We start from the raw sequence: 23,000 nt of genomic DNA, 5'->3' as shown, positions 1-23,000 counted from the left end.
CCGACTCTGTGCCCGGCCGGTCCGGCCAAGGGCTCCAGCACACCTTCACAGGCTTCATGTGAGCCGCCGATTTGGCAGGGGCGTGACACCGGGAGGCAGGGGAGGGAGCCCCGCGAACGTGCAGACCATATCGCACCATGCCTCCAGATGGGCCTGGACATCGGAAGACGCTGGTGTCCATGAGGCGCGGAGTTCGATGTCGATGGTTTCAGGTCTTTCGGCCAACGTGCCGAAGCTCTCGGACAGGATGCGCGTGGCCGTTCCGCCAGCCGCCCGGTACTGGGCTGAATGGTTCTCCAGGGAGTCCACGAGCCATGTCCACGCAACGGAACCGAGCATGGCGTCATTGCCCATGTCGGCTTCCAGCTGGGCGCGGATATAGGTGACGATCCGGAATTCGCCGTCCCATACAGCCGAGCCGTCGGGATCATGGAGCAAGATGAACCGGCCTGTTGCAAGCTCGTCGTCTTCGTCGTCGGCCGCGCCGGGGGAACCCGGTGTGTTTTCGCTGGAAAATGCCATGGCGGCGGGGCCATGGACCGGGGTCCGGCCGGGACGCGTCGACCGGCTGAATACCTCTGCCCCCAGGGCAACGGCGTAGGGGGCCAAGCGGGAGGGCGCCGGGATTTCCGCGAGCCGCAGCTCGCTCCGGCACTTTGCTTTTCGTAGCGTTCCCAACGCATGCAAGAAATCCGCGGGAACCTGTGCGAGTGCGTTCACCTTCGCAGATTATGTGTCCGGGGCGGCGAAACCTTGAAGCCACGCCGCCCCGTCCTGCGGCCTATGCCGCGGCCAGTTCGCGCTTGATTGCGGCAACGAAGGAATCGATGTCCTCTTCGGTGGTGTCGAAGGAACACATCCAGCGCACCTCCCGGTTCGCTTCGTTCCAGTCGTAGAACTTGAAGGAGGAGCGGAGGCGATCGGCGACGCCGGCGGGCAGTACCGCGAAGACGCCGTTGGACTCCGTGGCCTGGGTAGGCTCCACGCCCTCGATGGAGTCGACCGCCGCACGCAGCCGTGAGGCCATGGCATTCGCGTGTTCCGCTGAGCGAAGCCACAGCCCGGACTCCAGAAGCGCGACGAACTGGACCGAGATGAAGCGCATCTTGGAGGCCAGCTGCATGTTCATCTTGCGCAGGAACTTCAGCCCGTGGGCGGCCTCGGGATTCAGGGCGACCACTACTTCGCCGAACAGCAGCCCGTTCTTGGTGCCGCCGAAGGACAAGATGTCGACGCCGGCGTCGCGGGTGAACGTCCGCAAGGGCACGCCAAGGTGGGCGGCAGCATTGGCGAGCCGGGCGCCATCCATGTGCAGTTTCATGCCCTTGGCATGGATGTGGTCGGCGATCGCCCGGATTTCTTCCGGCGTGTAGCACGTGCCGAGCTCCGTGGTCTGCGTGATGGAGACGGCCAGGGGCTGCGCGCGGTGTTCGTCGCCCCAGCCCCACGCTTCGCGGTCGATCAATTCCGGGGTCAGCTTGCCGTCCGACGTCGGGACCTGGAGAAGCTTGATGCCGCCGATCCGCTCCGGTGCGCCGTTCTCGTCCATGTTGATGTGGGCGGTCGATGCGCAGATGACCGCACCCCAGCGCGGCAGCAGCGACTGCAGGGACAACACGTTCGCGCCAGTCCCGTTGAAGACGGGGAAGCATTCGATGCCTGCGCCGAAGTGCTCCTCCATGACTTCCTGGAGCCGCTCCGTGTACTGGTCCTCCCCGTAAGAGACCTGGTGGCCGCCATTGGCTGCGGCCAGGGCCGCCAGGATTTCAGGGTGGACGCCTGAGTAGTTGTCCGAGGCGAAACCGCGGACGGAGGGATCGTGGAGGCGCCCAACGGCTTCCGTGTCGAGGGCAGCCGGGAATTCTTCTGTAGTGCTCGTCACTTGTTCATTCACGCTTTCAGTCTATTTGGCCAGGAGGAGGCGCTGTCCGTTCAGTTCCGCTGCAGGCTTGTCGAAGAGCCCGACGGCGGCCGCCGCCAAGTCCTCGACGTCCGTGTACCCGGGGAATTTCCGCTCCGGGTGCTCCCGCCGCATCGCCGCGTCCAGGAGCGACTTCACCACGAAGACGACGGCGGCGCTGTGCTGCTCGGTTGGTTCGTCCTTGTTTCCTGATTGATCGCGGCGGAAACCGTCAGCCACGGCCAGGGTCCAGGTCTCCGCGGCAGCCTTGGCCGCCGCGTAGGTGGCGGCCCCGGCGGTAGGTGCGGCGACCGCCGTCGAACTCACCATGGCGAAACGGCCCGTGGGGGAAGAGGCGAGATCCTTGTAGAAGACCCTGGAGACGTTCCTCAGGGTTGTGATGGCGCTTTGCTCAAGGGCGGCCCAGTCTTCGTCCGGCTGGTCTTCGATTCCCTTGGCTCCGCGCCACCCTCCCACCAGATGGATGACGCCGTCGACCCTTTCCGTGCTCCCGTGGATGTCCGAGGCGAGTTCGCGCACGGACTCAAGCCGGGAAAGATCGCATACGAGGGGAGTGACGTCGTCGCCCGCTTCGGCCGCTGCAGCCTCGATTCGGGCCTCGTTTGAGCCGATGGTGAAGACCCGGTGCCCGGCCAGCGCGAAGGCGCGGGCCACGGCGATGCCGGAAGAGTTGCTGCCACCTGTGACGACGACAGTCAGCGGTCCGCCGGTCATGAGGCTGCGGTCTGCCCGGTGATACCGGTGGTTGATTCGATGATCGGACGCATTTTCTTCTCCAGTGCTTCGTAGAACATGGACAGGGGGAATTCGTCGTCGAGGACCTGGTCTGTGAGGCCGCGGGGCGGCCCGTCGAGCGGCAGTGCCTCCGGGCCCTTCGCCCAGACCGAAGCCGGGTGCGGAGTGACCGTACCGGAAATGAGCTTATACGCTGCAAGCCAGTGGGCGGCCTTGGGGCGGTCGATCGAGCGCCAGTACAGTTCTTCGATCCGGGCACCGAGCTCGATCACGACGTCGGCCGCCTCGTCCCAGTCGATGCTGAGCTTGCTGTCGGTCCAGTGCAGGACGTGGTGCTGGTGCATCCAGGCGAAGAGGAGCTGGCCGCCCAGTCCGTCGTAGTTGCGGACCCGGTTGCCGGTGATCGCAAAGCGGAAGATGCGGTCGAAGATGACGGCGTACTGCACGAGCTTCGCGTGGCGCCGGGCGTCCGGGGATGCATCCTCGTCCTTTTCGATCCGGACGGATTCGCGGAAAGCCGTCAGGTCGCAGCGGAGCTCCTCGAGCGAGTAGAGGAAGAACGGCATCCGTTGCTTGATCATGAACGGATCGAAGGGAAGGTCGCCGCGCATGTGGGTGCGATCGTGGATCAGGTCCCACATGACGAACGTGCGCTGCGTGAGTTCCTGGTCATCCAGCAGCTCGGCGGCATCTGGGGGAAGCTGCAGGGACGTCGTTGCGGCGGCTGCTTTGAGCACGCGGCGGAAGCGGGCGGCCTCGCGGTCTGCGAAGATGGCGCCCCACGTGAAGGCAGGCGTTTCCCGCACTGCAACGGTCTCGGGGAAGAGGACGGCCGAATTCGTGTCGTACCCGGGAGTGAAATCCACGAAACGGATGGGTACGAACAGCTTGTTGGAGTAGTCGCCGGCCTCCAAGGCGCCGATGAACTCGGGCCAGATCACCTCGATCAGGACCGCTTCCACGAGACGGCTCGTGCTGCCGTTCTGGGTGTACATGGGGAACACTACGAGGTGCTGGAGCCCGTCTTCGCGGTGTTCCTGCGGCTGGAAGGCCAACAGTGAGTCGAGGAAGTCCGGAACTCCGAAGCCGGCGTCGGCCCAGCGGCCGAAGTCCGCGACCAGGAGTTCGAGATAGGCGGCGTCATGCGGGAACGCAGGGGCCAGGCTCTTGATGGCTTCCGTGATGGTGGCCGTGTATGCCCGGGCAGCCTCGTGGTGGAGGGCATCCTGGATGGAACCGTCCTGGCTTTGGAACGCCTGGAGGGCAGTGGCCGCGGCCTTCAGGGAAATCCAGTCCCGGTTGTCAGAGGTGATGCGCGGACGGGTGGTGGTAACGGTGATGGTCATCGTCGACTGTGCCTTTCCTCAAGAATCGTTGTTCTGAGGCGAGCGTAGCAAGCGGTCAGAGTCGCTAATTCAAAAGTGGCTCGAGCATAAGAAACTCTTTCGCAAGTGGCTCCGGCAGCCCCGGAAGATCCAGCCCGGGGAGGGCTGGCCTTGGGGGCTGCCGGCAGCTTGGCGCTACTGCCCGGCCGGGGACTCGACAAGCCTGAGCGAAACGGAGTTAATGCAATACCGCTGGTCAGTAGGTGTGCCGTAGCCCTCACCCTCGAAAACGTGCCCCAAGTGGGAATCGCAATTGGCGCAGCGGACCTCCACCCGTTCCATTCCCAAAGTACGGTCGTGGATGTAACGGACCGTGCCTTCCGCGAGTGGTGCCCAGAAGGACGGCCAGCCGCAATGGGAATCGAATTTCTCGTTGCTGGTGAAAAGCTCTGCGCCGCACGCGCGGCACTGGTAGACGCCTGCCGTATGGGTGTCCCAGTACTCACCCGTGTACGGGCGTTCCGTTCCGGCTTGGCGAAGAACCCTGAACTCCTCCGGGGTAAGTTCCTCGCGCCACTCGGCGTCCGTTTTCTCCACGCATTGCCCGTCCTTCGGGACATCCTGGAGGGGAACCCCGGCCAAGGGGTCCGCGGCTTGGAAGTACTTCCTGTTATCTGCAGTGCTCATGCTCACTCAACGCTCACGAGTCGCCGATAAATCCCGAGCCGGCGTAGAGATGCAGCACGGGCAGCCCCAACTGGTCCTGGGCTTTGTTCGCCCAATCTGTATGGAAGGTATCGGCGATCGCGTGCGGGCGGGTCACGACGACGGCCTGCGCGGCATTGAGAGCCTTGACCTTGGACACCAAGCCGGCCACCGCGCCGCCGTCGACGATTTCACCAGTCACCCCGCCACCCAGCCCATCCAGGGCCGCGAGCGACGCCGACAAGGCCTCGGCAGCCTGGGCCCGCTCCGACTGCGGATCCGGCGCCTCCGCGAGCAGATCCCGGAATGCCTTGGCTACTTCAAGCAACGAGAGGTTCTCGAGGAAGTCCACCAACAAATGCCGTTCGGTGTTTGCAGGCACCAGCACCACTAGGGGCGAGTCTCCGCCGTCGATCAGTTTGGCAATATTGACGCGGTCGTCCGGGCCGAGAGGCTCTTCGGTAAGGATGACGATTGGTTCACTCATGGCTACAGCGTAGACCTGAGCCGTGCCGGGAGGCATGGTTTCGCGCGGCAATTCTGTTCTCGCCGCGGTGTTGCCTCCCGCGAGGAAACGCCACAGAGGGCGCTGTTCGGAACACTGCCCCGCAACCGGGAGAATGGTCACATGGCATCCATGACCCGAGCTGCGCCAAACGTTGAGAGCGGTGCGAAAATGTCCGTCCGCGCCAAATGGGCCGTTGCGGGGATCGTTGCTGGAAGCAGCATCGCCGGCTTGCTGGGCGCAGGGTCTTCTGCGCTCGCAGCCTATTTTGCCCGGCGTGTCATTACCCCCTCAACGCGCGAGGCCGACCAGGAGGTGTTGGCGGTGGTACGCGGTGATAAGGGGCTCCAGGTCATTCTCGCGGCCACCCCGGACACCACCGTCGACGGCGTGTTCAGCCTCTTCTTCGCGGGCGGGACAGGGTTCGCGCGGATCGGTCGGATCGTGTCCTATTCGCCCGCCGAACGGACGGTGCAGCGCGAAGTCGAGGAAGTCTATAGCGGGGATCTGTCGACGGCCCGGCGCGGGTGGTGGAGCGGTGCTGTGTACGACTCCCCGGCGGCGCTTGGCCTGGACTCCGAAGACATACAGATCGACGTCGAGGGTGGGCAGGCGCCTGCGTGGCTGGTTCCGTCAAGCGCCGGGAAACCCGCGAAAACCTGGGCGATCATGGTCCATGGCCGTGGGGCCACGCGGCTCGAAGGCTTGCGAGCCGCGCGCGTAGCGCACGACCTTGGGCTCAACAGCCTGCTCATTTCCTACCGGAACGACGGCCTGGCGCCGTCTGCCCCGGACGGGCGGTACGGCCTGGGGTCGACGGAATGGCACGACGTCGACGCCGCCATTGAGTATGCACTCGCGCACGGCGCCCACGAAGTGGTCCTGTTCGGGTGGTCGATGGGCGGGGCGATCTGCCTGCAGACGGCCGATCTCTCGCATCACCGCCATGTGATCAGGGCCATGGTCCTGGACGCACCCGTGATCAACTGGGTCAACGTCCTGGCGCACCACGCGCAGATCAACAGGATCCCCTACGCCGTGGGCCGTTACGGGCAGCTCATGTTGGGGCACCCGTTGGGCAGGCGCCTGACCGGCCTGGCCGCGCCCGTCGACTTGAAGGCGATGGACTGGGATGCCCGCGCCGTCGAATTGCGGACTCCAACCCTGGTCATCCACAGCGTGGACGATGAGTATGTTCCCTACGAACCCTCGGCCAGCCTCGCCGAAAAGAATCCCGACATGGTCACCTTCGAACCTTTCGAAGGCGCGCGCCACACGAAGGAGTGGAATGTGGATCCGCAGAAATGGGAGCGGTTGGTGCGCTCATGGCTCGCTCCGCACCTCACGCCCCGCGGCGGGCCTGTGTCGGCGTGAGCATGCCGGTGCTACTGCCGGCGTTTGCTAGGGGCTGCCGATCGGCGCGGTGCGTGCGCCGGTCAGCCGGATAAGGTCTGCGGGGTCCAGCTCGATGTCCAGGCCGCGGCGTCCACCGGACACGAGGACCGTGCCGAAGGCCAACGCCGATTCGTCGAGCACAGTTGGCGACGGCTGGCGCTGGCCCAGCGGGGAAATCCCGCCCAGGACATAGCCGGTGCGCCGCTCGGCCATCTTGGGGTCGGCCATGGTGGCCTTCTTCGATCCGAGAGCTGCCGCGATTGCCTTGAGATCCAGCGTGCCGCTGACCGGAACTATGCCTACCGCCAGCTTGCCGTCAATGTCCACCATCAAAGTCTTGAAGACCCGCTCGGGATCGATACCGAGGACCTCGGCCGCTTCAAGCCCGTAGCTGGCCGCCGAAGGATCATGCGTATAGGGGTGCAGTGTGAAAGAAACGCCGGCCGCAACCAGTACGGCTGTGGCCGGCGTTCCTTGTGAGGCCTGTTTCTTAGCCATTCCCGGTATCCCGGATCAGGACAACAAGCGGTCCGCCGCGGCGACCTTGCGCTTGATCCGCCCCAGCATGGCCGTCATGCCACGCATGCGCAGGGGAGTGATTGCCCGGGTGAGGCCCAGCAGTTCCGGCATGTCATCCGGTACAGCCAGGATCTCCGCGGCAGTCAGCCCATCCAGTCCTTCGTGCAGAACCCCCGCGAAGCCGCGCGTGGTAGGCGCCTCCGGCGGTGCCTTGAAGAACAAACGGTAAGCGACGCCGTCGGGGTTCTTTTCCTGTTCAATGGTCAGGAACAGCGGCGACTGGCACTCCACCACTTGTTCCAGCAGCTCAGGGTGGTCCAGCAGCCGTTCCGGCAAAGCCGGGAGCCCACGCGAGAACTCAAGCAACAGCTGAAGGCGATCGGGCTCGGTCAGTGCCTGGAAGTCATCGACAATTTCCGCCAATGCGGCGGGCAAAGTATAAGTACTCATCACTTCCAGCTTACGCAAGTCCGGGCCGGTCTGGCTCCTGTTGCTTGAATATGGCCTAGCCAAGGTGGCAGGCCTATCGGGCAGGGCCCGGAGATTCCGGACTACTTTCCGGCGAGTGCGGGGACGGAGCCCCGCTCAGCGCCCTTGGCGATCGGGACGCGCACCGCGTTGCCCCACTCCGTCCAGGAACCGTCGTAGTTGCGGACCGTTTCGAAACCAAGCAGGTACTTCAGGGCGAACCAGGTGTGGCTGGAACGCTCGCCGATACGGCAGTAGGCCACGACGTCGTCGCCTTCCGTGAGGCCCGCTTCCCCGAGATAGAGGTCCTCAAGTTCGGTCCGGTTACGGTACGTGCCGTCTTCGGCAGCGGCGCGTGCCCACGGGATGGACGCCGCGGTGGGGATGTGCCCCCCGCGCAGGGCGCCCTCTTCGGGGTAGGCAGGCATGTGGGTGCGCTGGCCGGTGTATTCCTCAGGGGAGCGGACGTCGATCAGCGGCTTGCCGAAGTGGGCCAGCACGTCATCCTTGAAGGCACGGATCGGGGCGTCGTTCCGGTCGATCACGGGGTACTCGCCCGGGGCGGGCTGGGGGACATCGGTGGTGATGTCGCGGCCCTCGGCGATCCACTTGTCACGGCCGCCGTCCAGGAGCCGGACGTCCTCGTGGCCGAAAAGCGTGAAAACCCAGAGGGCGTAAGCGGCCCACCAGTTGGACTTGTCGCCGTAGATCACCACGGTGGTGTCCCGGGAGATGCCCTTGGCGGCCGCCAGGGCCGCGAAGGCTTCACCGTCGACGTAATCCCGGGTGACTTCATCGTTCAGGTCCGTATGCCAGTCGATCTTGACCGCGCCCGGAATGTGGCCGGTCTCGTACAGGAGGACGTCTTCGTCGGATTCGACAACAACCAGCTTGCCGTCGCCAAGAGCGCCGCCTTCGAGGGCTGCGGCAAGCCACTCGGTGGACACCAGGCGTTCGGGGTGGGCGTACGCGGCGAACTTCTCGTTCTGTTCAACGGGGTAGGACATTGGTATGGCCTTTCACTGACACTTTCACTGACACCGGGCGGCACCGGGCGTTAGGACATGCCCGGGCTTTAGTCCCACAGTATCGAGGGCCGGGGACTAAAGCTCCTCCCCGTTCATATGGTGAAATATGGCCTTCATCACGTGTCCGCCCTGGGCATGGCATAGCCGGTATTCTTGCTGGGGACTTACGACACGAAGAACGGACCGCATTGGTACAGATCGAACAGCTCGCCGCGCGCACGCCGGCGGTCTCAGCGGATGAGATTCTCAAGGGTTTCTACCCTTCGCCACGGTTCGGCGAGGTGTCCTTCAAGAGCTACCGGCCTGATCCGAACCAGCCCAGCCAGGCGGCAGCGGTCAAGTCCCTGGAAGCGTTTGGGGCGACGGTCGGAGCCGGCGACGGAGACGGCCTGTTCAAGCGCCTTTTCAGCAAGAAGGCCAGCACCAGGGCCGGCATCTACCTCGACGGCGGATTCGGCGTCGGAAAGACCCACTTGCTGGCCTCCCTGTGGCACTCGGCTCCGGGTCCGAAAGCCTTCGGGACATTCGTGGAGTACACCAACCTCGTGGGCGCCCTCTCCTTCCGGAAAACCGTGGAGGCTCTGAGCAGCTACAAGCTTGTCTGCATTGACGAATTCGAGCTCGATGATCCGGGCGACACGGTGCTGATGTCCCGCCTCATGCGTGAATTGTCCGACGCCGGTGTGAAGCTCGCTGCCACATCCAACACTCTGCCTGGTTCACTGGGAGACGGCCGCTTTGCCGCCGTCGACTTCCAGCGGGAGATCCAGGTCCTTGCGGACCAGTTCGATGTTGTCAGGATCGACGGGGAAGACTTCAGGCACCGCGGCTTGCCCGCGGCTCCGGCACCCTTGAAGACCGAAGACCTCAAACGGCAGATGCACGCCGAGTTCGACGGCCAGACCGTGGCCGTGGACGACTTCCGCGGCCTGATCGACCACCTCGCCGGTGTCCACCCCAGCCGCTATCGCAAGCTGATCGCAGGCATCGATGCTGTTGTCTGGCGCGACGTCGAAACCATTACCGAGCAGGCCGTCGCCCTACGCTTCGTGGTACTGGCCGACCGCCTGTACGACAAGGACGTCCCGATCCTTGCCAGCGGTGTGCCCTTCGACAAGCTCTTCACTGAGGAAATGATGACTGGCGGGTACATGAAGAAGTACTTCCGCGCCGTGTCCCGTCTGACCGCCCTGGCGCGCGAGGGCCAAAACCACGAGCCGTCGTAAAGATTGGGGCAGGCTGCCCCACTCTACTTTTGGGGTTCCCTGTTTTTCAGGACCCAACGCACCAGGATTCCGGCGGCAAGCGCCCAGAACGCGGCGCCAATCCCGGCGAAGCTGAGGCCCGAGGCCGCGATCAGGAACGTCACGGAGGCCCCCATGCGTTCTTCGGCAATAGCCAGGGCAGAGGCGATGGCGGATGCCAGGGTGCCCAGCAGGGCCAAGCCCGCGACGGCTTCCAGGAGCCCGGGCGGTGCCGCTGCCACAACGGTCACCAACGCGGCGGAGAAGGCTGCCAGCATGAGGTAGGCCAGGCCTGACGTGAAGGCCGCGATCCAGCGCCGGCCCCGGTCCTCACCTGCCTCTTCCCCAGCCGCCAGGGCAGCGCTCAACGCCGCCAAGTTGATCGCATGCCCGCCAAAGGGAGCCCCCAGCGCGGTCCCTGCGCCGGTCACCAGCATCGACTGGCGCCACGGGACGGTGTACCCGAAGGACTTCAGCACGGCCACCCCCGGAATGTTCTGGGAAGCCATGGTGACAATGAACAACGGCAGGGCGATGCCGGCCACTGTGGTGGGAGTGAAAGCAGGGGTGGTCCACTGCAACTCAGGCAACAGTCGGTTCACAGGAATGTCCACGCCGTTGACCACGATGTAGATTCCGATGACTGCGAGTGCCACCAACAATGCGGCAGGGACCGACCAGCGGGGTGCCAGCTTCATCATGACCAGCCAGCAGAGGATCACCGGAGCCACCAAGAGGGGAGCGGTGCCCAAGGCTTTGAACGGGGCAAGGCAGAGGGACAAAAGCACTCCGGCCAGCATCGCCTGGGCGAGGGCCGTGGGAATCTTCGCCATTAGCTTGCCAAGCGCCGGAATGAGCCCGGTCAAGGCGATCAGTACACCAGCGATGAGGAAGGCGCCGACGGCGGCCGGCCACCCGCCGTCGGGCACTCCGGTTCCCGCCAGCAAAGCGGCCCCTGGCGTCGACCACGCAAGGGTGACAGGCAAGCGGGAGCGCAAGGAAAGCCAGAGCACGCCGAGCCCGAAGGCGAGGGTGAGGGCCAGGAGCCCGCTGGCGGCTTGTTCCTGGGTGGCCCCCATCGCCCGGAGGCCTGCGAGCACTACTGCGAAGGAAGAAGTAAAACCGACCAGCGCGGTCACGATTCCAGCAACAAGCGGGCGGGAGAGCTGCCGGGAGGCGGAAGCTGGACGTGGCTGTCCGGTGTGGAGTGATGACGCTGGCATAGACCATCACGTTACCGGAGCCTTGGTGCGCGTGCCGAGGCGGCAACAGTTAAACGCCAAGGGCACCGGCGGCGCCTCGCGGCGGGACCGGTGCCCCGTTGACGTAACTGTAATCGGGAGCTCTGGCCGGCAGAACCGGCTACGGAGCCTCATTGGCGGAGGGAGCTGTCCAGGCCGTAGCCCTTTCAGCGTCACCGTCGAGGTTGTCCACGAACTCGGAAGCGGCTCTCTGAACCGCATCTAGTCGTCGATAAAATCGGCGGTCTATTCGATCCCGTCCTTGATGGCTTCTTCACTGCCACCAACGAGGTCCTGAACTTTGCCCTTCAGATCGTCAAGTAATCCCACGGGCACCTCCCTTCAATCACGGAGCCAGTTCGCTCCTCCGTTCTCGATCCTAACCCGAGACCTTGGAGGTGCCAAGGGAAAATTTGACTGGAATGTCAAACGATCCTTGGAAAAGGTCACAGCTGCTTCTCGGGAGAAAGCTCCTGGTGGCGGGGGCTGTCCGGATTCATCAAGGAGTGCTTGCGACCGTAGCTGAAGTAGATGACCAGTCCGATGACCAGCCACACCACAAAACGCAGCCAGGTTTCCCAATGGAGCTGGAGCATGAGGAAGCCGGATGCGAGCATTCCGAAGGCCGGAACCACCGGCATGAACGGCAGCCGGAAGGTACGGGGCGCATTGGGCTTCTTGTAGCGGAAGATGATGACTGACAAGCACACCACCACAAACGCCGCGAGGATGCCGATATTGGTCAGGTCGGCGACGGCCTTGATGGGGAAGACGCCGGCGAGCGGCGCCGAGGCGATGCCTGCGATCCACGTGACGCGCTGCGGGGTGCCGTGCTTGTCGGTCCCCGCAAACCAGCCCGGGAGCAGGCCGTCACGGCTCATGGAGAACCAGACACGGGTGACGCCGAGCAGGAAGGTCAGCATCACGGTCAGGATGGACAGGACCGCGAATACGGAGATGATGGTGGCGATGACGGGCAATCCGACTCCGGTGAAGGCGGAGGCGAAACCGGCGGTGGGATTGATGTCCTTGTAGTTCTGCATGCCTGTAAGTACCAGGGTGGCCGCTACGTAGAGGAGCATGGCGATGACAAGCGAGAGGACGATTGCCTTGGGCATGTGCTTCTTGCCGTCCTTGGCTTCCTCCGCGGCTGTACTCATGGCGTCATAGCCGAACACTGCGAAGAAGACCGTTGCGGAGCCGGCCAGGACCGGCCCGAAGCCGCTGGGCATGAATGGGTTGTAGTTGTTGGTGTTGATGTAGAAAATGCCCAGACCGATGATGAACAGAATGAGCACCACTTTGATGGCCACCGCCACGAGTTCGAAGCGGCCAAACGCCTTGGTTCCGCGGCTCAGGATCCAGGTGACCAGCAGGCAGACCAGGATGGCCGGAAGATTGATGACCCCGCCCTTCCCCTCGTCCACGGTGGAGGTCATCCAGGTTGGCATGTGGATGCCTATTCCGGCGAGGAATGCGTCAAAGTAGCCGGAGATGCCGATCGCGACGACGGCAACGATTGCGATGTACTCCAGCAGCAGGTCCCAGCCGATGAACCATCCGATGACCTCGCCAAGGGCGACGTAGCCATAGGTGTAGGCGGATCCGGCGCGGGGGATCATGCCCGCGAATTCGGCGTAGGAGAGTGCCGCGGCCGCAGAGGCAAGGCCCGCAACCAGGAACGAGATCAGCACGGCCGGGCCGACACCCGGGGTATCCGCGCTTCCGTGCGCCACGAGCCCGGCCAAGGAGAAGATCCCGACGCCGATGATGCCGCCGACGCCGATGGCCGTCAGTTGCCAGAGGCCCAGGCTTTTGAAGAGCCCGCTGTGCTTGCTTTCCTCCTCGATGTCGTCAATGGGTTTCTTCCTCATGATCGAGCGGACGAGAGTTTGTTGATTCACCATGTGCTCCTGCGTGTGGGCGTGGACGAATTAGGCCTGAAGAAAAGTATGCGAGCTGAATCACATTGGATAAAGTGATTTTTGCTGAGTGGTATTGATCAGTTCTGCTGATCTTTCGGGTGGGCGACACAGGTAGGCGGGGCGTAGTGGGTGGCTGCGGGCACAAAAAAAGCAGCTCCGGCGGAGCTGCTTGAACGGTGTCACTGCATTTGACCAGGTGCAATTGCGATGGAGGAAATGGAGCGGACGACGAGATTCGAACTCGCGACATCCACCTTGGCAAGGTGGTGCTCTACCAGCTGAGCTACGTCCGCACATGATGGTCATCCGGCCGGGGCCGGACGTTCATCAACAAGCAAGTTGCCTTGCCTTGGTGGGCGATACTGGGATCGAACCAGTGACCTCTTCCGTGTCAGGGAAGCGCGCTACCGCTGCGCCAATCGCCCAAATGCAATCCGGCCTGGACCGGAAACCAAGGTTTTCACCGAGGTGGGTACGGGATTCGAACCCGTGTATACGGCTTTGCAGGCCGCTGCCTCGCCTCTCGGCCAACCCACCGTGTAAGCACGATTCCTGGGGCTCCAAGAAGTCAATGCCGTGACAGTGTCCTGCGAGCGGACGACGAGATTCGAACTCGCGACATCCACCTTGGCAAGGTGGTGCTCTACCAGCTGAGCTACGTCCGCATAGTCTTCTTCGGCGGCCTGCCCGCAGGGGGCATTCCGTCGCTTTCCGACGAGTAAAAACTCTATAGGAGGTTCCGGGAAACTCCAAATCGATCTGCCGGAATCGTGAGCAAAGGGCGTAAGTTCCTTGAATTGGCGCGGAATTTGCGAGTTACACGCTTGTGATTCGTGGGCATTTTCCCGGTTGTTGCCTAGCCTGCCGGCCCGATACTTTCCGGATTTTTGAATTCCGGCCGGGGTCGGTTAGTCTTCTTGTGCACGGGCGATTGGCGCAGTGGTAGCGCGCTTCGTTCACACCGAAGAGGTCACTGGTTCGAACCCAGTATCGCCCACCAAGAAGAGGTCCTGTGCGAAACATGGTTCATGTTTCGCACAGGACCTCTTGTCGTTGCTCGTGGATCCGTCGCCCAATCACGCAAGGGGTGACGCCCGGACCACCCGGTTCCTTCCGAGTGACTTTGCTTCGTAGAGGGCCGCATCGGCGGCCGCAATCATCGCGGTGAGGTCGACGGCGTCGAACTCAGTTGACGTGACCCCGTAACTCACCGTTGGGACGTGGATGTCGTCGAGGCTCTTGGCTGCCGCCAAAGAGCGATTGATGTCGGCCGCGATGCTTTCAGCCCTTTCCTGGCTGGCTCCCGGCAAAAGCAGGATGAACTCTTCGCCCCCGTAGCGTCCGACCAGGTCCGTGGATCGTACCGACTCGGTGCACGCAGCCGCGAACGCCTGCAGTGCGGTGTCCCCGGCGGCATGACCGTACTCGTCATTGATCGCCTTGAAGTGGTCCAGATCGGCCAGGATCAATGAGGCGACCGAGTTTGTGGTGTGCAGGCGCTCGAGCTCCTTGGTGGCCAGCTCCATGAACGTGCCACGGTTGAGGAGCCCGGTCAGGTTGTCGCGGGCAGCGCGTTCGCTGAGCCGGTTGATCAACTGATCGTTGCTGAGGGCGGTCATGCTGAACGAGACGGCAACCAGGAGTATCAGCGTGACCAGGCTGGCCATGGAGGGGCCAAAATACAGGCGGAAGTTCGGTCCGCTTGGACCTTCGACGAGATACACGGACAGGCGGCAGAAATAGTAGGCCGCCAGGAATCCCGCGGCCAAGGCCATCGACTTGTGCACATGGGAGTAGCTGGAATCAAGTAGCCACAGATCGCGGGACGCCAACGCGATTCCCACAGTCATGAATCCCAGATAGACCAGGCCCCCGGACCACGTGTTGTGACCGGGGCTTTCCAAAACGGAGGCGATGGCCGTGACGCCACAGGCCGCGGCAAATTGCCACCGAGGCGGCGGTAACATCCTGAGGGACCGGGCGCCGGTCCACACGCTGAACGCTCCGCCCACCAGGAGGACGTTTCCCGAGGGATTCGCCCAGACTTGATACGGCGTCCCGTTGAGAAGGAACGCAAGGTTGCCTGCGAGGAAGAAGAGGAGTGCGATGCACCACCACCCGTTGTAGGACGACCGCGTGCGCCTGAAGGATGCGTAGAACAAGAGGAGCAGGGTCAGGGCGACCACGCCTAGGGCGACTCGCAGTGTTGTTATATCGAGGACCAAGATGCGCTCCAGTAGCCGAGGACGTGACCAATTATGGCACCGTGAGTCAAGGAACCTTGCGCGCCATGCGTGGGGCCTTGTGAATTACGGGACGGGGAAGTCCCGTCGACGGCCACCAAGGCTCCGCGTTTTCTTGTCGGCGGTGTGTGAAAGAGTTTTCTTATGACAGATCCACTGCTTGCCCATGCCACCGAATACGGCCGGATGTATGCCCGGTCCACGTCCGAGACCTTCTCGGTCCCTTCCATCACCACGGTGATCGGCCAGCAGGCCCATTCCCTGGACGGCTGGTTCGGCTACATGGGCGCCAGCAGCTTGGCGAAGGACCCGGAACTCCCGCAACATCTTTCCAGTCCTGCCAAGATGCGGCAGGCCGTCAACAAGGCAGCCAAGGCCGCGGAGGTGTACCGGGACGACGCCGCGCGCCGCGGCGACCGCGTGCACAACTACTGCGAGCAAGTGGCCCTCCGCACCCTCGGACGCGCGCACCGCGTCAAGGAAACGCGTGAAGAGCTCGCTTCGAACGGCGAGGATGCCTTCGCGGCCCGCTTCGATGAATGGTGGGAGCTGTACCGGGTGGAGCCCATCGCTCCCGAGATTACTGTCTGGAACTCAAGCGTTGGTTACGCCGGAACCTTGGACCTCGTCGCCAAAATCAACGGCAGGGTCTGCCTGATCGACTACAAGACCAAAGGCACAACCCGTGACGGAACAGTGAAACCGCTCGACGACAAGGTAGTGATGCAACTGGTTGCGGGCATGAAGGCCGAAGAAAGCCTCGTGGATCCAGTGGCAGGGGAGTGGGAGCCGTGGAAATACGGTGAGAACCCGGTCCTGCTTGCGGTGGCTATCGGCGAGACCGAAGTGCGTCCCCAGCGGGCCAATCCGGACGTACTCAAGCACCACTGGTGGAAGTTCTGCGCCTTGAAGCGGGTGTGGGAGATGTCTGCCGATGTGGCCGCAGCGGGAACGGCGCTGCTCCCGGTAGCTCCGCCGTCGTACCCTGCCGCTGCGGCGCCCGCAGGCTCAACTAAACTGGCCTAGGCCCCTTTTGCCGGGACCGAAGCTTCGCCGATCGTGAGGAAAGACAGCACATGGCCATTTTGAGTATCCGTATCATCGGCGACCCCGTGCTCCGCACGGTTGCTGATCCAGTCACGGAATTCGGGCCTGAGCTCGCCAAACTGGTGGCGGACATGACCGAGACTATGGAGGACGTGGACGGTGCAGGGCTCGCCGCACCGCAGATCGGTGTCAGCCAGAGGGTCTTCACCTACCGGATCGGCGGGGTGGAAGGCCACATCATCAACCCCGTGCTTGAGAACAGCGATGACTTCCAGCCCGACGAGGTAGAGGGCTGCCTCTCCATTCCCGGACTCGCGTTCCCGGTTCGTCGCCGCAGGACCACCCGTGCAACCGGTGTGGACATCAACGGCAACACCGTGTCCGTGGAGGCGGAGGGCATGCTCGCGCGCTGCTTCCAGCACGAGACCGACCACCTGGACGGGATCCTGTTCACGGACCGCCTGGAGGGTGAGGACCGGAAAACCGCTCTCCGCGCCATCCGCGCGGCGAACTACCACTCTGTGACTGAACGGACCACGGCCAAGAGGGCCAACACCGTGGGCTCGAGCTTCGGCAGCTTCGGGGCCGCCGAATGAGGGTGCTCTTCGCCGGCACCCCGGCTGTCGCCGTCCCTTCCCTTGACGCGCTGATCGAGGCCGGATTCGAGATCGTCGCCGTGCTGACCAGGCCGGATGCCCCGACCGGCCGCAAGCGGATCCTGACGCCGTCTCCCGTGGCGGCACGTGCGGCTGAACTCGGCATCGACATCATCCACGCCTCGAAAGTGGACGCCGGGACCACCGAGCGGATCGCTTCGTATGAGCCGGACGTCGCCGCGATCGTCGCCTACGGGGGCCTCGTCCCCCAAGCCGCGCTCGGAGTACCACGCCACGGCTGGATCAACCTCCACTTCTCCCTCCTCCCTGCCTGGCGCGGCGCGGCGCCGGTCCAACGCTCAGTCATCGCCGGTGACGACATCACCGGAGCCGCCACGTTCCTCCTGGAAGAAGGACTCGACACCGGACCGGTCTTCGGGACGTTGACGGAAACCGTGCGCCCCGAAGACACGGCCGGCGACTTGCTGGAGCGGCTCTCGCGCAGCGGGGCGGTCCTGCTCAGCCAGACGCTGTCCGCCGTCGAGTCCGGCAAAGCGGCGCCCCAGCCCCAGCAAGGCGATGTCTCGCTGGCGCCAAAACTGACGCTCGACGACGGCCGCCTCGACTGGGCGCAACCGGCCCTCGCCATCAACCGCCGGTCCCGAGGCGTCACGCCCGAACCTGGAGCCTGGACCACGCTCGACGGACAGCGCGTCAAGCTGGAGCCCGTCGGATTGCGCCCGGACATCCGGGACCTTGCACCCGGCCAGGTCCGGGTTGACGGTAAGAACGTCCTGGTCGGGACCGGATCCCATGCAGTGCAGCTCGGGCGGATCCAGCCTGCGGGCAAGAAGATGATGCCGTCGGCCGATTGGGCCCGTGGTTTGGCAACACCAGAAAGCGTGGAATTCGAATGAATGAGTCCGGCCGGCGCGGCCCTAACAACAGCGGGAATCGGGACGGCGGGGGCCACGGCAACCGCGGTCCCCGGGGCGAGAGCATCCGCAACGCCCAAGGCCGCGAACGCAATAGGGGCCCGCAGCGCGGTTTCTCGACCAACGCACCGTCGCAGCGGACCCGGCGCGCGGATCCGGCACGATTGGTGGCGTTCGAAGTCTTGCGCGCAGTCGCTTCGGAAGACGCGTATGCGAACCTCGTGCTGCCCTCACGGATCCGCCACCACCACCTCGACAAGCGCGACGCCGGATTCGCCACCGAGCTGAGCTACGGGGCACTGCGCGGCCAGGGGATGTACGACGCCGTCCTGGCCGAGTGTGTCGACCGGCCGCTCGCCCAACTCGATCCGGCAGTCCTTGACGCGCTGCGGCTTGGCGCCCACCAATTGCTCGCCATGCGCGTTCCTGCCCACGCCGCACTCGACCAGACGGTCGGGTTGGCCCGCGCGGTCATCGGGGCCGGCCCGTCGTCGCTCATCAACGCCGTGCTTCGGAAAGTCACCGCCAAGACGCTGCCGGAGTGGCTCGACTACCTGCTGGAGAACGAAACCGACGAAACCAGGATCGCCTCCGTACGCCATGCGCACCCGGAATGGATTGTCAGGGCGCTGCGCCAGTCCCTCGTCACGCATGGACGTCCCGCGAGCGAAATCACCGAACTGCTCGAAGCCGACAATGCGGCGCCGGTGGTGAACCTCGTGGCGCTGCCCGGCATCGGCAATCTTGATGAAGCCCTGGAGAGCGGGGCCACCCCCGGCGAACTCGTCATCGACTCGGCGCTGTCCAGCGGCGGCGACCTCGGGCGCATGTCCTCCATCCGCGAAGGCACCACGCGCGTCCAGGACGTCGGATCCCAACTGGTAGCCCGCGCCGTCGCTGGTGTGGACCTCGGACAGTCCGCCAAGGACGGCGAGAAGTGGCTGGACCTGTGCGCCGGTCCCGGTGGCAAGGCGGCGCTGCTGGCGGCCCTCGCCCACCAGGAAGGTGCGACCCTCCTCGCGAACGAGCCCGCGGAACACCGGGCAAAGCTGGTCAGCCAAGCCCTCTCGGCGGTCCCGGGGGACGCCTGGACCGTACGGGTAGGCGACGGGCGCGACGTCGGCAAGGAACAACCGGAGACTTTCGACCGCGTGCTGGTCGACGTTCCCTGCAGCGGCCTTGGCGCGCTGCGCCGCCGCCCCGAATCACGGTGGCGCCGGACGCCCAAGGACCTTGCCGATCTCGGTCCGTTGCAGCGTGAACTGCTTAACTCGGCCATCGACGCCGTCAAGCCGGGCGGAGTGGTGGCGTACGTGACGTGCTCCCCGCACCCGGCCGAAACCACCGCCGTCGTCAGCGATGTCCTGCGCAAGCGGGACGACCTGGAGCAGATCGACTCCGGCGCGGCCCTGGATGCCGTCAGCCTGAGCGGCAACCTGGGCGCCGGGCACGGGTTGACCGCCCAACTGTGGCCGCACGTGCACCAAACCGATGCGATGTTCCTGGCCCTTATCCGGAAGAAGCCGTAACCTTCGGCGTCTTTCCCCGGCTGAAAGTCCCGCGTGCCTAAGCTGGAGAACTGCCAAACCACCCAGACCGCCACCAACACTGAGGGAACTGCCTTGACTGAGTGCTGTATCAACCCGAGCATCCTGTCCGCGGACTTCGTGAACCTGGAAGCCGAGCTGAAGAGAATCAGCAACGCCGACGCCGTCCACGTCGATGTCATGGACAACCACTTTGTCCCGAACCTGACGCTCGGCCTGCCGGTCGTGGAGCGGATCCAGGCCGTCAGCCCGGTCCCGCTCGACGCCCACCTGATGATCGCCGACGCCGACCGCTGGGCACCGGCCTACGCCGACGCGGGCGTGGCTTCCGTGACCTTCCATGCGGAAGCGGCGATGGCTCCCATCAAGCTCGCCCGTGAGCTCCGTGCCCGCGGTTCGAAGGCGGGCATGGCCCTTCGTCCGGCTACGCCGGTGGAACCGTACCTGGACATGCTCAGCGAACTGGACATGCTCCTCATCATGACCGTGGAACCGGGCTTCGGCGGGCAGTCCTTCCTTGACGTGACCCTGCCCAAGATCCGTCGGGCGCGTGCCGCGATCGACGGCTCGGGTATCGGCGTGGCAATCCAGGTGGACGGCGGCGTCACGGAGGAGACCATCGTCCGGGCAGCCGAAGCCGGCGCGAATGTGTTCGTTGCCGGATCCGCCGTCTATGGCCACGAGGATCCGGCTGCCGCGATTGAGCGGCTGCGCGCCGCCGGCCTCGCGGCAATGTGACCGGCCCCGCGGCAATGTGACAACCATGACGCAATTGCCTGCATATTGGTCGGGGAATACATCAGCCATTCCTCCAGTTGTGTCAGAATAGCAATACACATACGTGCTCCGGGGTCGGTGTAATTCCGAACCGGCGGTTATAGTCCGCGACCCGCGAGCCATCGCGTTTCCTTCACGGGAATCACGGCGGCGGACGGTTGAACTGGTGGAATTCCGGTACCGACAGTTAAAGTCTGGATGGGAGAAGCACGTACAGTCATGCTTTGGGCGCTCCGTGCGCCCGGCATCGCGCTGTCGTACACCCCCGGAGCCATCGCGGCATTCGAGGGAAGGAACGACATGGACTTTCTGCGATGGCTCTTCGAAGCACAGATTCCCGTAGGCGGATCTGTGCTTGTTCTTCGCGAAGTGCTAGGCAATATTTTCGGGCTCGCCAGCGCCCTGGGCGGCATGCGCCGCAAAGTCTGGGCATGGCCCATCGGGATCGCAGGCAACGTGCTCCTGCTGACCGTCTTTCTTGGCAACGTCTTCGGTGCCGCCTCACCGGCAACCCTCTGGGGCCAGGCCGGACGCCAGATCATGTTCATCAGCGTCGCAGCCTACGGCTGGTACCGCTGGCGCCAAGGCCTCCAAGCAGGCACCCACGGCCACGCCATTGTGCCCGGCTGGGCAAGCCCCAAAGTGCGGATCGGAATGCTGGCCGCCATGATTGTCGGAACAGCCGCACTCACCCCCGTCTTTGATTCCATGGGCTCCTACCCGCCCGTGTGGGCTGATGCCTGGACCTTTATGGGTTCACTCTTGGCAACGTATGGGATGGCGCGTGGCTGGACCGAATTCTGGTTGATCTGGGTTGCCGTGGACATTGTCGGAGTTCCGCTGCTTTTCAGCGCGGGCTACTTTGCCAGTGCGTTTATGTATCTCTTTTACGGGTTCTTCACACTCGCCGGATTCTTCGTCTGGTGGCGTGCGGACCGACGGGAAAGGCAGCCGCTCAGGACAACAGCCGAGCCGGAAACCGCAGGAGCCCTCTCATGAGCGAAGCCATTAACCCGAAATTTTCGGAAGCTGAGTCGGCGGCCATGGAGACCGCGCTCCACGTGGCCCTCCGGGGACACCGTGGCGCCAATCCCTTGGTGGGAGCAGTAGTGCTCGGGCCCAAGGGAGAGCAACTCATCACGGGCTACCACCGGGGCGCCGGCACCCCCCACGCCGAGGCGGACGCGATCGCCAAAGCGCAGGCAAGAGGCCTCGACCTCGCCGGAACCACCATGGTGGTCACCTTGGAGCCCTGCAACCACGTGGGCCGCACGGGACCGTGCACCCAGGCGATCATCGACGCCGGCGTATCGCGAGTGGTTTACGCCGTGGACGACCCCCATGATCCGGCAGCGGGAGGGGCCGCGAGGCTGCGCGCTGCCGGTGTGGACGTGCGGTCCGGGCTGGCCGCCGCCGAGGCCTTGAAGCTGAACCGGGAGTGGTTCAATGCGGTGGAGGCGAGGCGCCCGTTCGTCACTCTTCACATTGCCCAGACCCTGGACAGCAGGATCGCGGCCGCGGACGGGACCAGCCAATGGATCTCCAGTCCGGAATCGTTGGCCGACAACCACGGACTGCGCCGCTTGATCGACGCCATTCTGGTGGGTACCGAAACCGTCCTGGTGGACAACCCGCGGCTGACGGCACGGGAAGAGAACGGCGATGAATCGCCAAGCCAGCCACTCCGGGCCGTCATGGGTCTACGGGAGGTCCCGGCGGACGCCGCCGTGCGGGGGACTGACGGGAAGTTCGTCCATTTGCCGACACGCGACCCTTCCGAAGCTTTGGAGTTGCTCTTCGCCGAAGGCGTCCGGCACGTCATGGTGGAAGGCGGCTCCCGCATCCTGAGCGCCTTCCTTGCCGCTGGCCTTGTGGATGAATTGATCGTCTATCTTGCGCCCACCTTGTTGGGCTCCGGTACGCCGGCCCTGACGGATCTGGGCATCTCCACCCTCGCAGACGCCCAGCACTGGAACTGGGACGACGCCGGTGGCGGTGCGGTCCATGCACTGGGCCGCGACCTCCGGCTGCATCTGAGGTCCGGCCCGTCGGATGGAAACAAACCGGCGTGGACGAAGTCGCACACCGAACACCATGAACCATTTCCGGGCAAGGACGCCTCGGACACCACCACAGGAGGACACTGATGTTTACCGGAATCGTTGCTGAACAAGGCACGGTCCTGTCCGTCGAGCACGACGGCGAGGCCAGCGCTACGCTGCGCCTCATGGCCCCCAGCACCACCGAAGGGCTTGGCTTGGGCGGCTCCATCGCGGTCAACGGCGTGTGCCTTACCGCCACGGACATCGACGGCCGGGAGTTCAGCGTTGACGTCATGGGCGAAACCCTCGTCCGCACCACCATCGGCGAACTGGCCGCGGGTGACACCGTGAACCTCGAACGGTGTGTCCAGGCGGGCGGCCGCCTGGACGGACACGTCGTGCAGGGCCACGTCGACGGCGTCGGGCAGCTTCTGGAGCGCGAGTCGCTCGGCAATTGGGACCGGCTCCGCTTCGGCGTGCCGGCCCCGCTGGCACGGTACATCGCCGAAAAGGGGTCCATCGCCGTCGACGGCGTTTCACTCACCGTCACTGCCGTTAGCCCGGCCGAAGCAGAGAACCCCTGGTTTGAAGTGGGGCTCATTCCCACCACGCTGGACGAAACCGGACTCGGGGCCAAGGCCACCGGCGGACGCGTCAACCTTGAGGTGGACGTTCTCGCGAAATACACCGAGCGGCTGCTGTCCTTCCGTGCGCCGGCAACTGCAGGCGGTGCTGCCCAGTGAGCGCCGCACACAACGGCAGCACCACGGTGGTGCGCCAAGGGCTGGACCCCGTTGAAAAG

General features: G+C 64.4%; 22 protein-coding genes, 5 tRNA genes and 1 riboswitch. Of the genes, 11 read left to right on the top strand and 16 right to left on the bottom strand.

Annotation, left to right across the window (positions count from 1 at the left end; genetic code table 11):
* Nucleotides 1-54 precede the first annotated feature (54 nt).
* The 6 genes from VLA65_RS16485 to VLA65_RS16460 all read right to left on the bottom strand — a co-directional run bounded on the left by VLA65_RS16485 (nucleotide 55) and on the right by VLA65_RS16460 (nucleotide 5,173).
* A complete protein-coding gene (locus tag VLA65_RS16485; protein ID WP_059389098.1) occupies nucleotides 55-720 on the bottom strand; it encodes a DUF3000 domain-containing protein in 666 nt (221 codons plus the stop codon).
* A gap of 61 nt (nucleotides 721-781) precedes the next feature.
* A complete protein-coding gene (locus VLA65_RS16480; protein WP_370872286.1) occupies nucleotides 782-1,894 on the bottom strand; it encodes a threonine aldolase family protein in 1,113 nt (370 codons plus the stop codon).
* Nucleotides 1,895-1,903: 9 nt separating this feature from the next.
* The gene (locus VLA65_RS16475) at nucleotides 1,904-2,635 is read right to left on the bottom strand and encodes an SDR family oxidoreductase (RefSeq protein ID WP_307055152.1); all 732 of its coding nucleotides are present in this window, start codon (nucleotides 2,633-2,635) and stop codon (nucleotides 1,904-1,906) included.
* Nucleotides 2,632-4,002 (bottom strand): DUF6421 family protein, encoded by a 1,371-nt coding sequence (locus VLA65_RS16470; protein WP_332603108.1) that lies wholly within the window; start codon nucleotides 4,000-4,002, stop codon nucleotides 2,632-2,634. Before VLA65_RS16470 ends, VLA65_RS16475 begins: the two co-directional genes overlap by 4 nt.
* 174 nt (nucleotides 4,003-4,176) lie before the next feature.
* Nucleotides 4,177-4,668 carry a peptide-methionine (R)-S-oxide reductase MsrB gene (gene msrB / locus VLA65_RS16465; protein ID WP_253257371.1) on the bottom strand — a complete coding sequence of 164 codons (492 nt, stop codon included), beginning with the start codon at nucleotides 4,666-4,668 and terminating at the stop codon, nucleotides 4,177-4,179.
* A 13-nt stretch (nucleotides 4,669-4,681) separates the two neighbouring features.
* Entirely contained in the window at nucleotides 4,682-5,173 is a 492-nt protein-coding gene (locus VLA65_RS16460; protein WP_059389095.1) for a hypothetical protein, read from the bottom strand.
* Nucleotides 5,174-5,314: 141 nt separating this feature from the next.
* Between VLA65_RS16460 and VLA65_RS16455 the strand changes: the two genes are divergently transcribed.
* On the top strand, nucleotides 5,315-6,565 hold the full coding sequence (locus tag VLA65_RS16455) for an alpha/beta hydrolase family protein (protein WP_332603107.1): 1,251 nt from the start codon (nucleotides 5,315-5,317) through the stop codon (nucleotides 6,563-6,565).
* Between the two features lie 27 nt (nucleotides 6,566-6,592).
* On the opposite strand, the gene ybaK is transcribed toward VLA65_RS16455, so the two are convergent.
* From ybaK to VLA65_RS16440, 3 genes are all read right to left on the bottom strand, one after another.
* Nucleotides 6,593-7,084 (bottom strand): Cys-tRNA(Pro) deacylase, encoded by a 492-nt coding sequence (ybaK, locus tag VLA65_RS16450; protein ID WP_332603106.1) that lies wholly within the window; start codon nucleotides 7,082-7,084, stop codon nucleotides 6,593-6,595.
* Between the two features lie 15 nt (nucleotides 7,085-7,099).
* Nucleotides 7,100-7,555, bottom strand: coding sequence for a SufE family protein (locus tag VLA65_RS16445; RefSeq protein WP_284990698.1), 456 nt, complete (start codon nucleotides 7,553-7,555; stop codon nucleotides 7,100-7,102).
* Between the two features lie 101 nt (nucleotides 7,556-7,656).
* Nucleotides 7,657-8,580 (bottom strand): sulfurtransferase, encoded by a 924-nt coding sequence (locus tag VLA65_RS16440; RefSeq protein ID WP_284990697.1) that lies wholly within the window; start codon nucleotides 8,578-8,580, stop codon nucleotides 7,657-7,659.
* Nucleotides 8,581-8,789: 209 nt separating this feature from the next.
* Here VLA65_RS16440 and zapE point away from each other — a divergent pair, with 209 nt between their 5' ends.
* A complete protein-coding gene (gene zapE, locus VLA65_RS16435) occupies nucleotides 8,790-9,827 on the top strand; it encodes a cell division protein ZapE (protein WP_284990696.1) in 1,038 nt (345 codons plus the stop codon).
* 23 nt (nucleotides 9,828-9,850) lie between these two features.
* On the opposite strand, the gene VLA65_RS16430 is transcribed toward zapE, so the two are convergent.
* The 6 genes from VLA65_RS16430 to VLA65_RS16400 form a co-directional block, all read right to left on the bottom strand.
* Nucleotides 9,851-11,068: a benzoate/H(+) symporter BenE family transporter gene (locus VLA65_RS16430; RefSeq protein ID WP_332603105.1), complete on the bottom strand. Its 1,218-nt coding sequence runs from the start codon at nucleotides 11,066-11,068 to the stop codon at nucleotides 9,851-9,853.
* A 464-nt stretch (nucleotides 11,069-11,532) separates the two neighbouring features.
* Nucleotides 11,533-12,960: an amino acid permease gene (locus tag VLA65_RS16420; protein WP_442880317.1), complete on the bottom strand. Its 1,428-nt coding sequence runs from the start codon at nucleotides 12,958-12,960 to the stop codon at nucleotides 11,533-11,535.
* A gap of 268 nt (nucleotides 12,961-13,228) precedes the next feature.
* Nucleotides 13,229-13,304: transfer RNA gene (locus VLA65_RS16415), tRNA-Gly, on the bottom strand.
* Between the two features lie 57 nt (nucleotides 13,305-13,361).
* Nucleotides 13,362-13,436 (bottom strand) — tRNA-Val (locus tag VLA65_RS16410).
* A gap of 41 nt (nucleotides 13,437-13,477) precedes the next feature.
* A tRNA-Cys gene (locus VLA65_RS16405) sits at nucleotides 13,478-13,548 on the bottom strand.
* A gap of 55 nt (nucleotides 13,549-13,603) precedes the next feature.
* Nucleotides 13,604-13,676: transfer RNA gene (locus VLA65_RS16400), tRNA-Gly, on the bottom strand.
* 260 nt (nucleotides 13,677-13,936) lie between these two features.
* On the opposite strand from VLA65_RS16400, the gene VLA65_RS16395 reads away from it, so the two are divergent.
* Nucleotides 13,937-14,011, top strand: a tRNA-Val gene (locus VLA65_RS16395).
* Between the two features lie 76 nt (nucleotides 14,012-14,087).
* On the opposite strand, the gene VLA65_RS16390 is transcribed toward VLA65_RS16395, so the two are convergent.
* Nucleotides 14,088-15,236, bottom strand: a complete 1,149-nt coding sequence (locus VLA65_RS16390) for a GGDEF domain-containing protein (RefSeq protein WP_307054254.1) — start codon at nucleotides 15,234-15,236, stop codon at nucleotides 14,088-14,090.
* Nucleotides 15,237-15,398: 162 nt separating this feature from the next.
* On the opposite strand from VLA65_RS16390, the gene VLA65_RS16385 reads away from it, so the two are divergent.
* From VLA65_RS16385 to VLA65_RS16350, 8 genes are all read left to right on the top strand, one after another.
* Nucleotides 15,399-16,280: a cytochrome gene (locus tag VLA65_RS16385; RefSeq protein WP_059389088.1), complete on the top strand. Its 882-nt coding sequence runs from the start codon at nucleotides 15,399-15,401 to the stop codon at nucleotides 16,278-16,280.
* 50 nt (nucleotides 16,281-16,330) lie between these two features.
* Nucleotides 16,331-16,897, top strand: a complete 567-nt coding sequence (gene def / locus VLA65_RS16380) for a peptide deformylase (protein ID WP_059389087.1) — start codon at nucleotides 16,331-16,333, stop codon at nucleotides 16,895-16,897.
* Nucleotides 16,894-17,814 carry a methionyl-tRNA formyltransferase gene (fmt, locus tag VLA65_RS16375; RefSeq protein ID WP_307054256.1) on the top strand — a complete coding sequence of 307 codons (921 nt, stop codon included), beginning with the start codon at nucleotides 16,894-16,896 and terminating at the stop codon, nucleotides 17,812-17,814. Before def ends, fmt begins: the two co-directional genes overlap by 4 nt.
* Nucleotides 17,811-19,361, top strand: coding sequence for an RsmB/NOP family class I SAM-dependent RNA methyltransferase (locus VLA65_RS16370; protein ID WP_332603103.1), 1,551 nt, complete (start codon nucleotides 17,811-17,813; stop codon nucleotides 19,359-19,361). Before fmt ends, VLA65_RS16370 begins: the two co-directional genes overlap by 4 nt.
* A 93-nt stretch (nucleotides 19,362-19,454) precedes the next feature.
* Nucleotides 19,455-20,117 (top strand): ribulose-phosphate 3-epimerase, encoded by a 663-nt coding sequence (gene rpe, locus VLA65_RS16365; protein ID WP_284752056.1) that lies wholly within the window; start codon nucleotides 19,455-19,457, stop codon nucleotides 20,115-20,117.
* Nucleotides 20,118-20,216: 99 nt separating this feature from the next.
* Nucleotides 20,217-20,371: riboswitch (FMN riboswitch) on the top strand.
* A gap of 85 nt (nucleotides 20,372-20,456) precedes the next feature.
* Complete coding sequence (gene pnuC, locus VLA65_RS16360) at nucleotides 20,457-21,155, top strand: nicotinamide riboside transporter PnuC (protein ID WP_332603132.1); 699 nt, start codon at nucleotides 20,457-20,459, stop codon at nucleotides 21,153-21,155.
* Nucleotides 21,152-22,303: a bifunctional diaminohydroxyphosphoribosylaminopyrimidine deaminase/5-amino-6-(5-phosphoribosylamino)uracil reductase RibD gene (gene ribD / locus VLA65_RS16355; RefSeq protein WP_332603102.1), complete on the top strand. Its 1,152-nt coding sequence runs from the start codon at nucleotides 21,152-21,154 to the stop codon at nucleotides 22,301-22,303. The genes pnuC and ribD overlap by 4 nt, the downstream gene beginning before the upstream one ends.
* The gene (locus VLA65_RS16350; protein ID WP_059389086.1) at nucleotides 22,303-22,941 is read left to right on the top strand and encodes a riboflavin synthase; all 639 of its coding nucleotides are present in this window, start codon (nucleotides 22,303-22,305) and stop codon (nucleotides 22,939-22,941) included. The genes ribD and VLA65_RS16350 overlap by 1 nt, the downstream gene beginning before the upstream one ends.
* Nucleotides 22,942-23,000 lie beyond the last annotated feature (59 nt).

The organism is Arthrobacter sp. S2(2024) (assembly GCF_036662515.1).
GTDB lineage: Bacteria > Actinomycetota > Actinomycetes > Actinomycetales > Micrococcaceae > Arthrobacter.
This window is presented reverse-complemented; position numbering and strand designations above follow the sequence as displayed.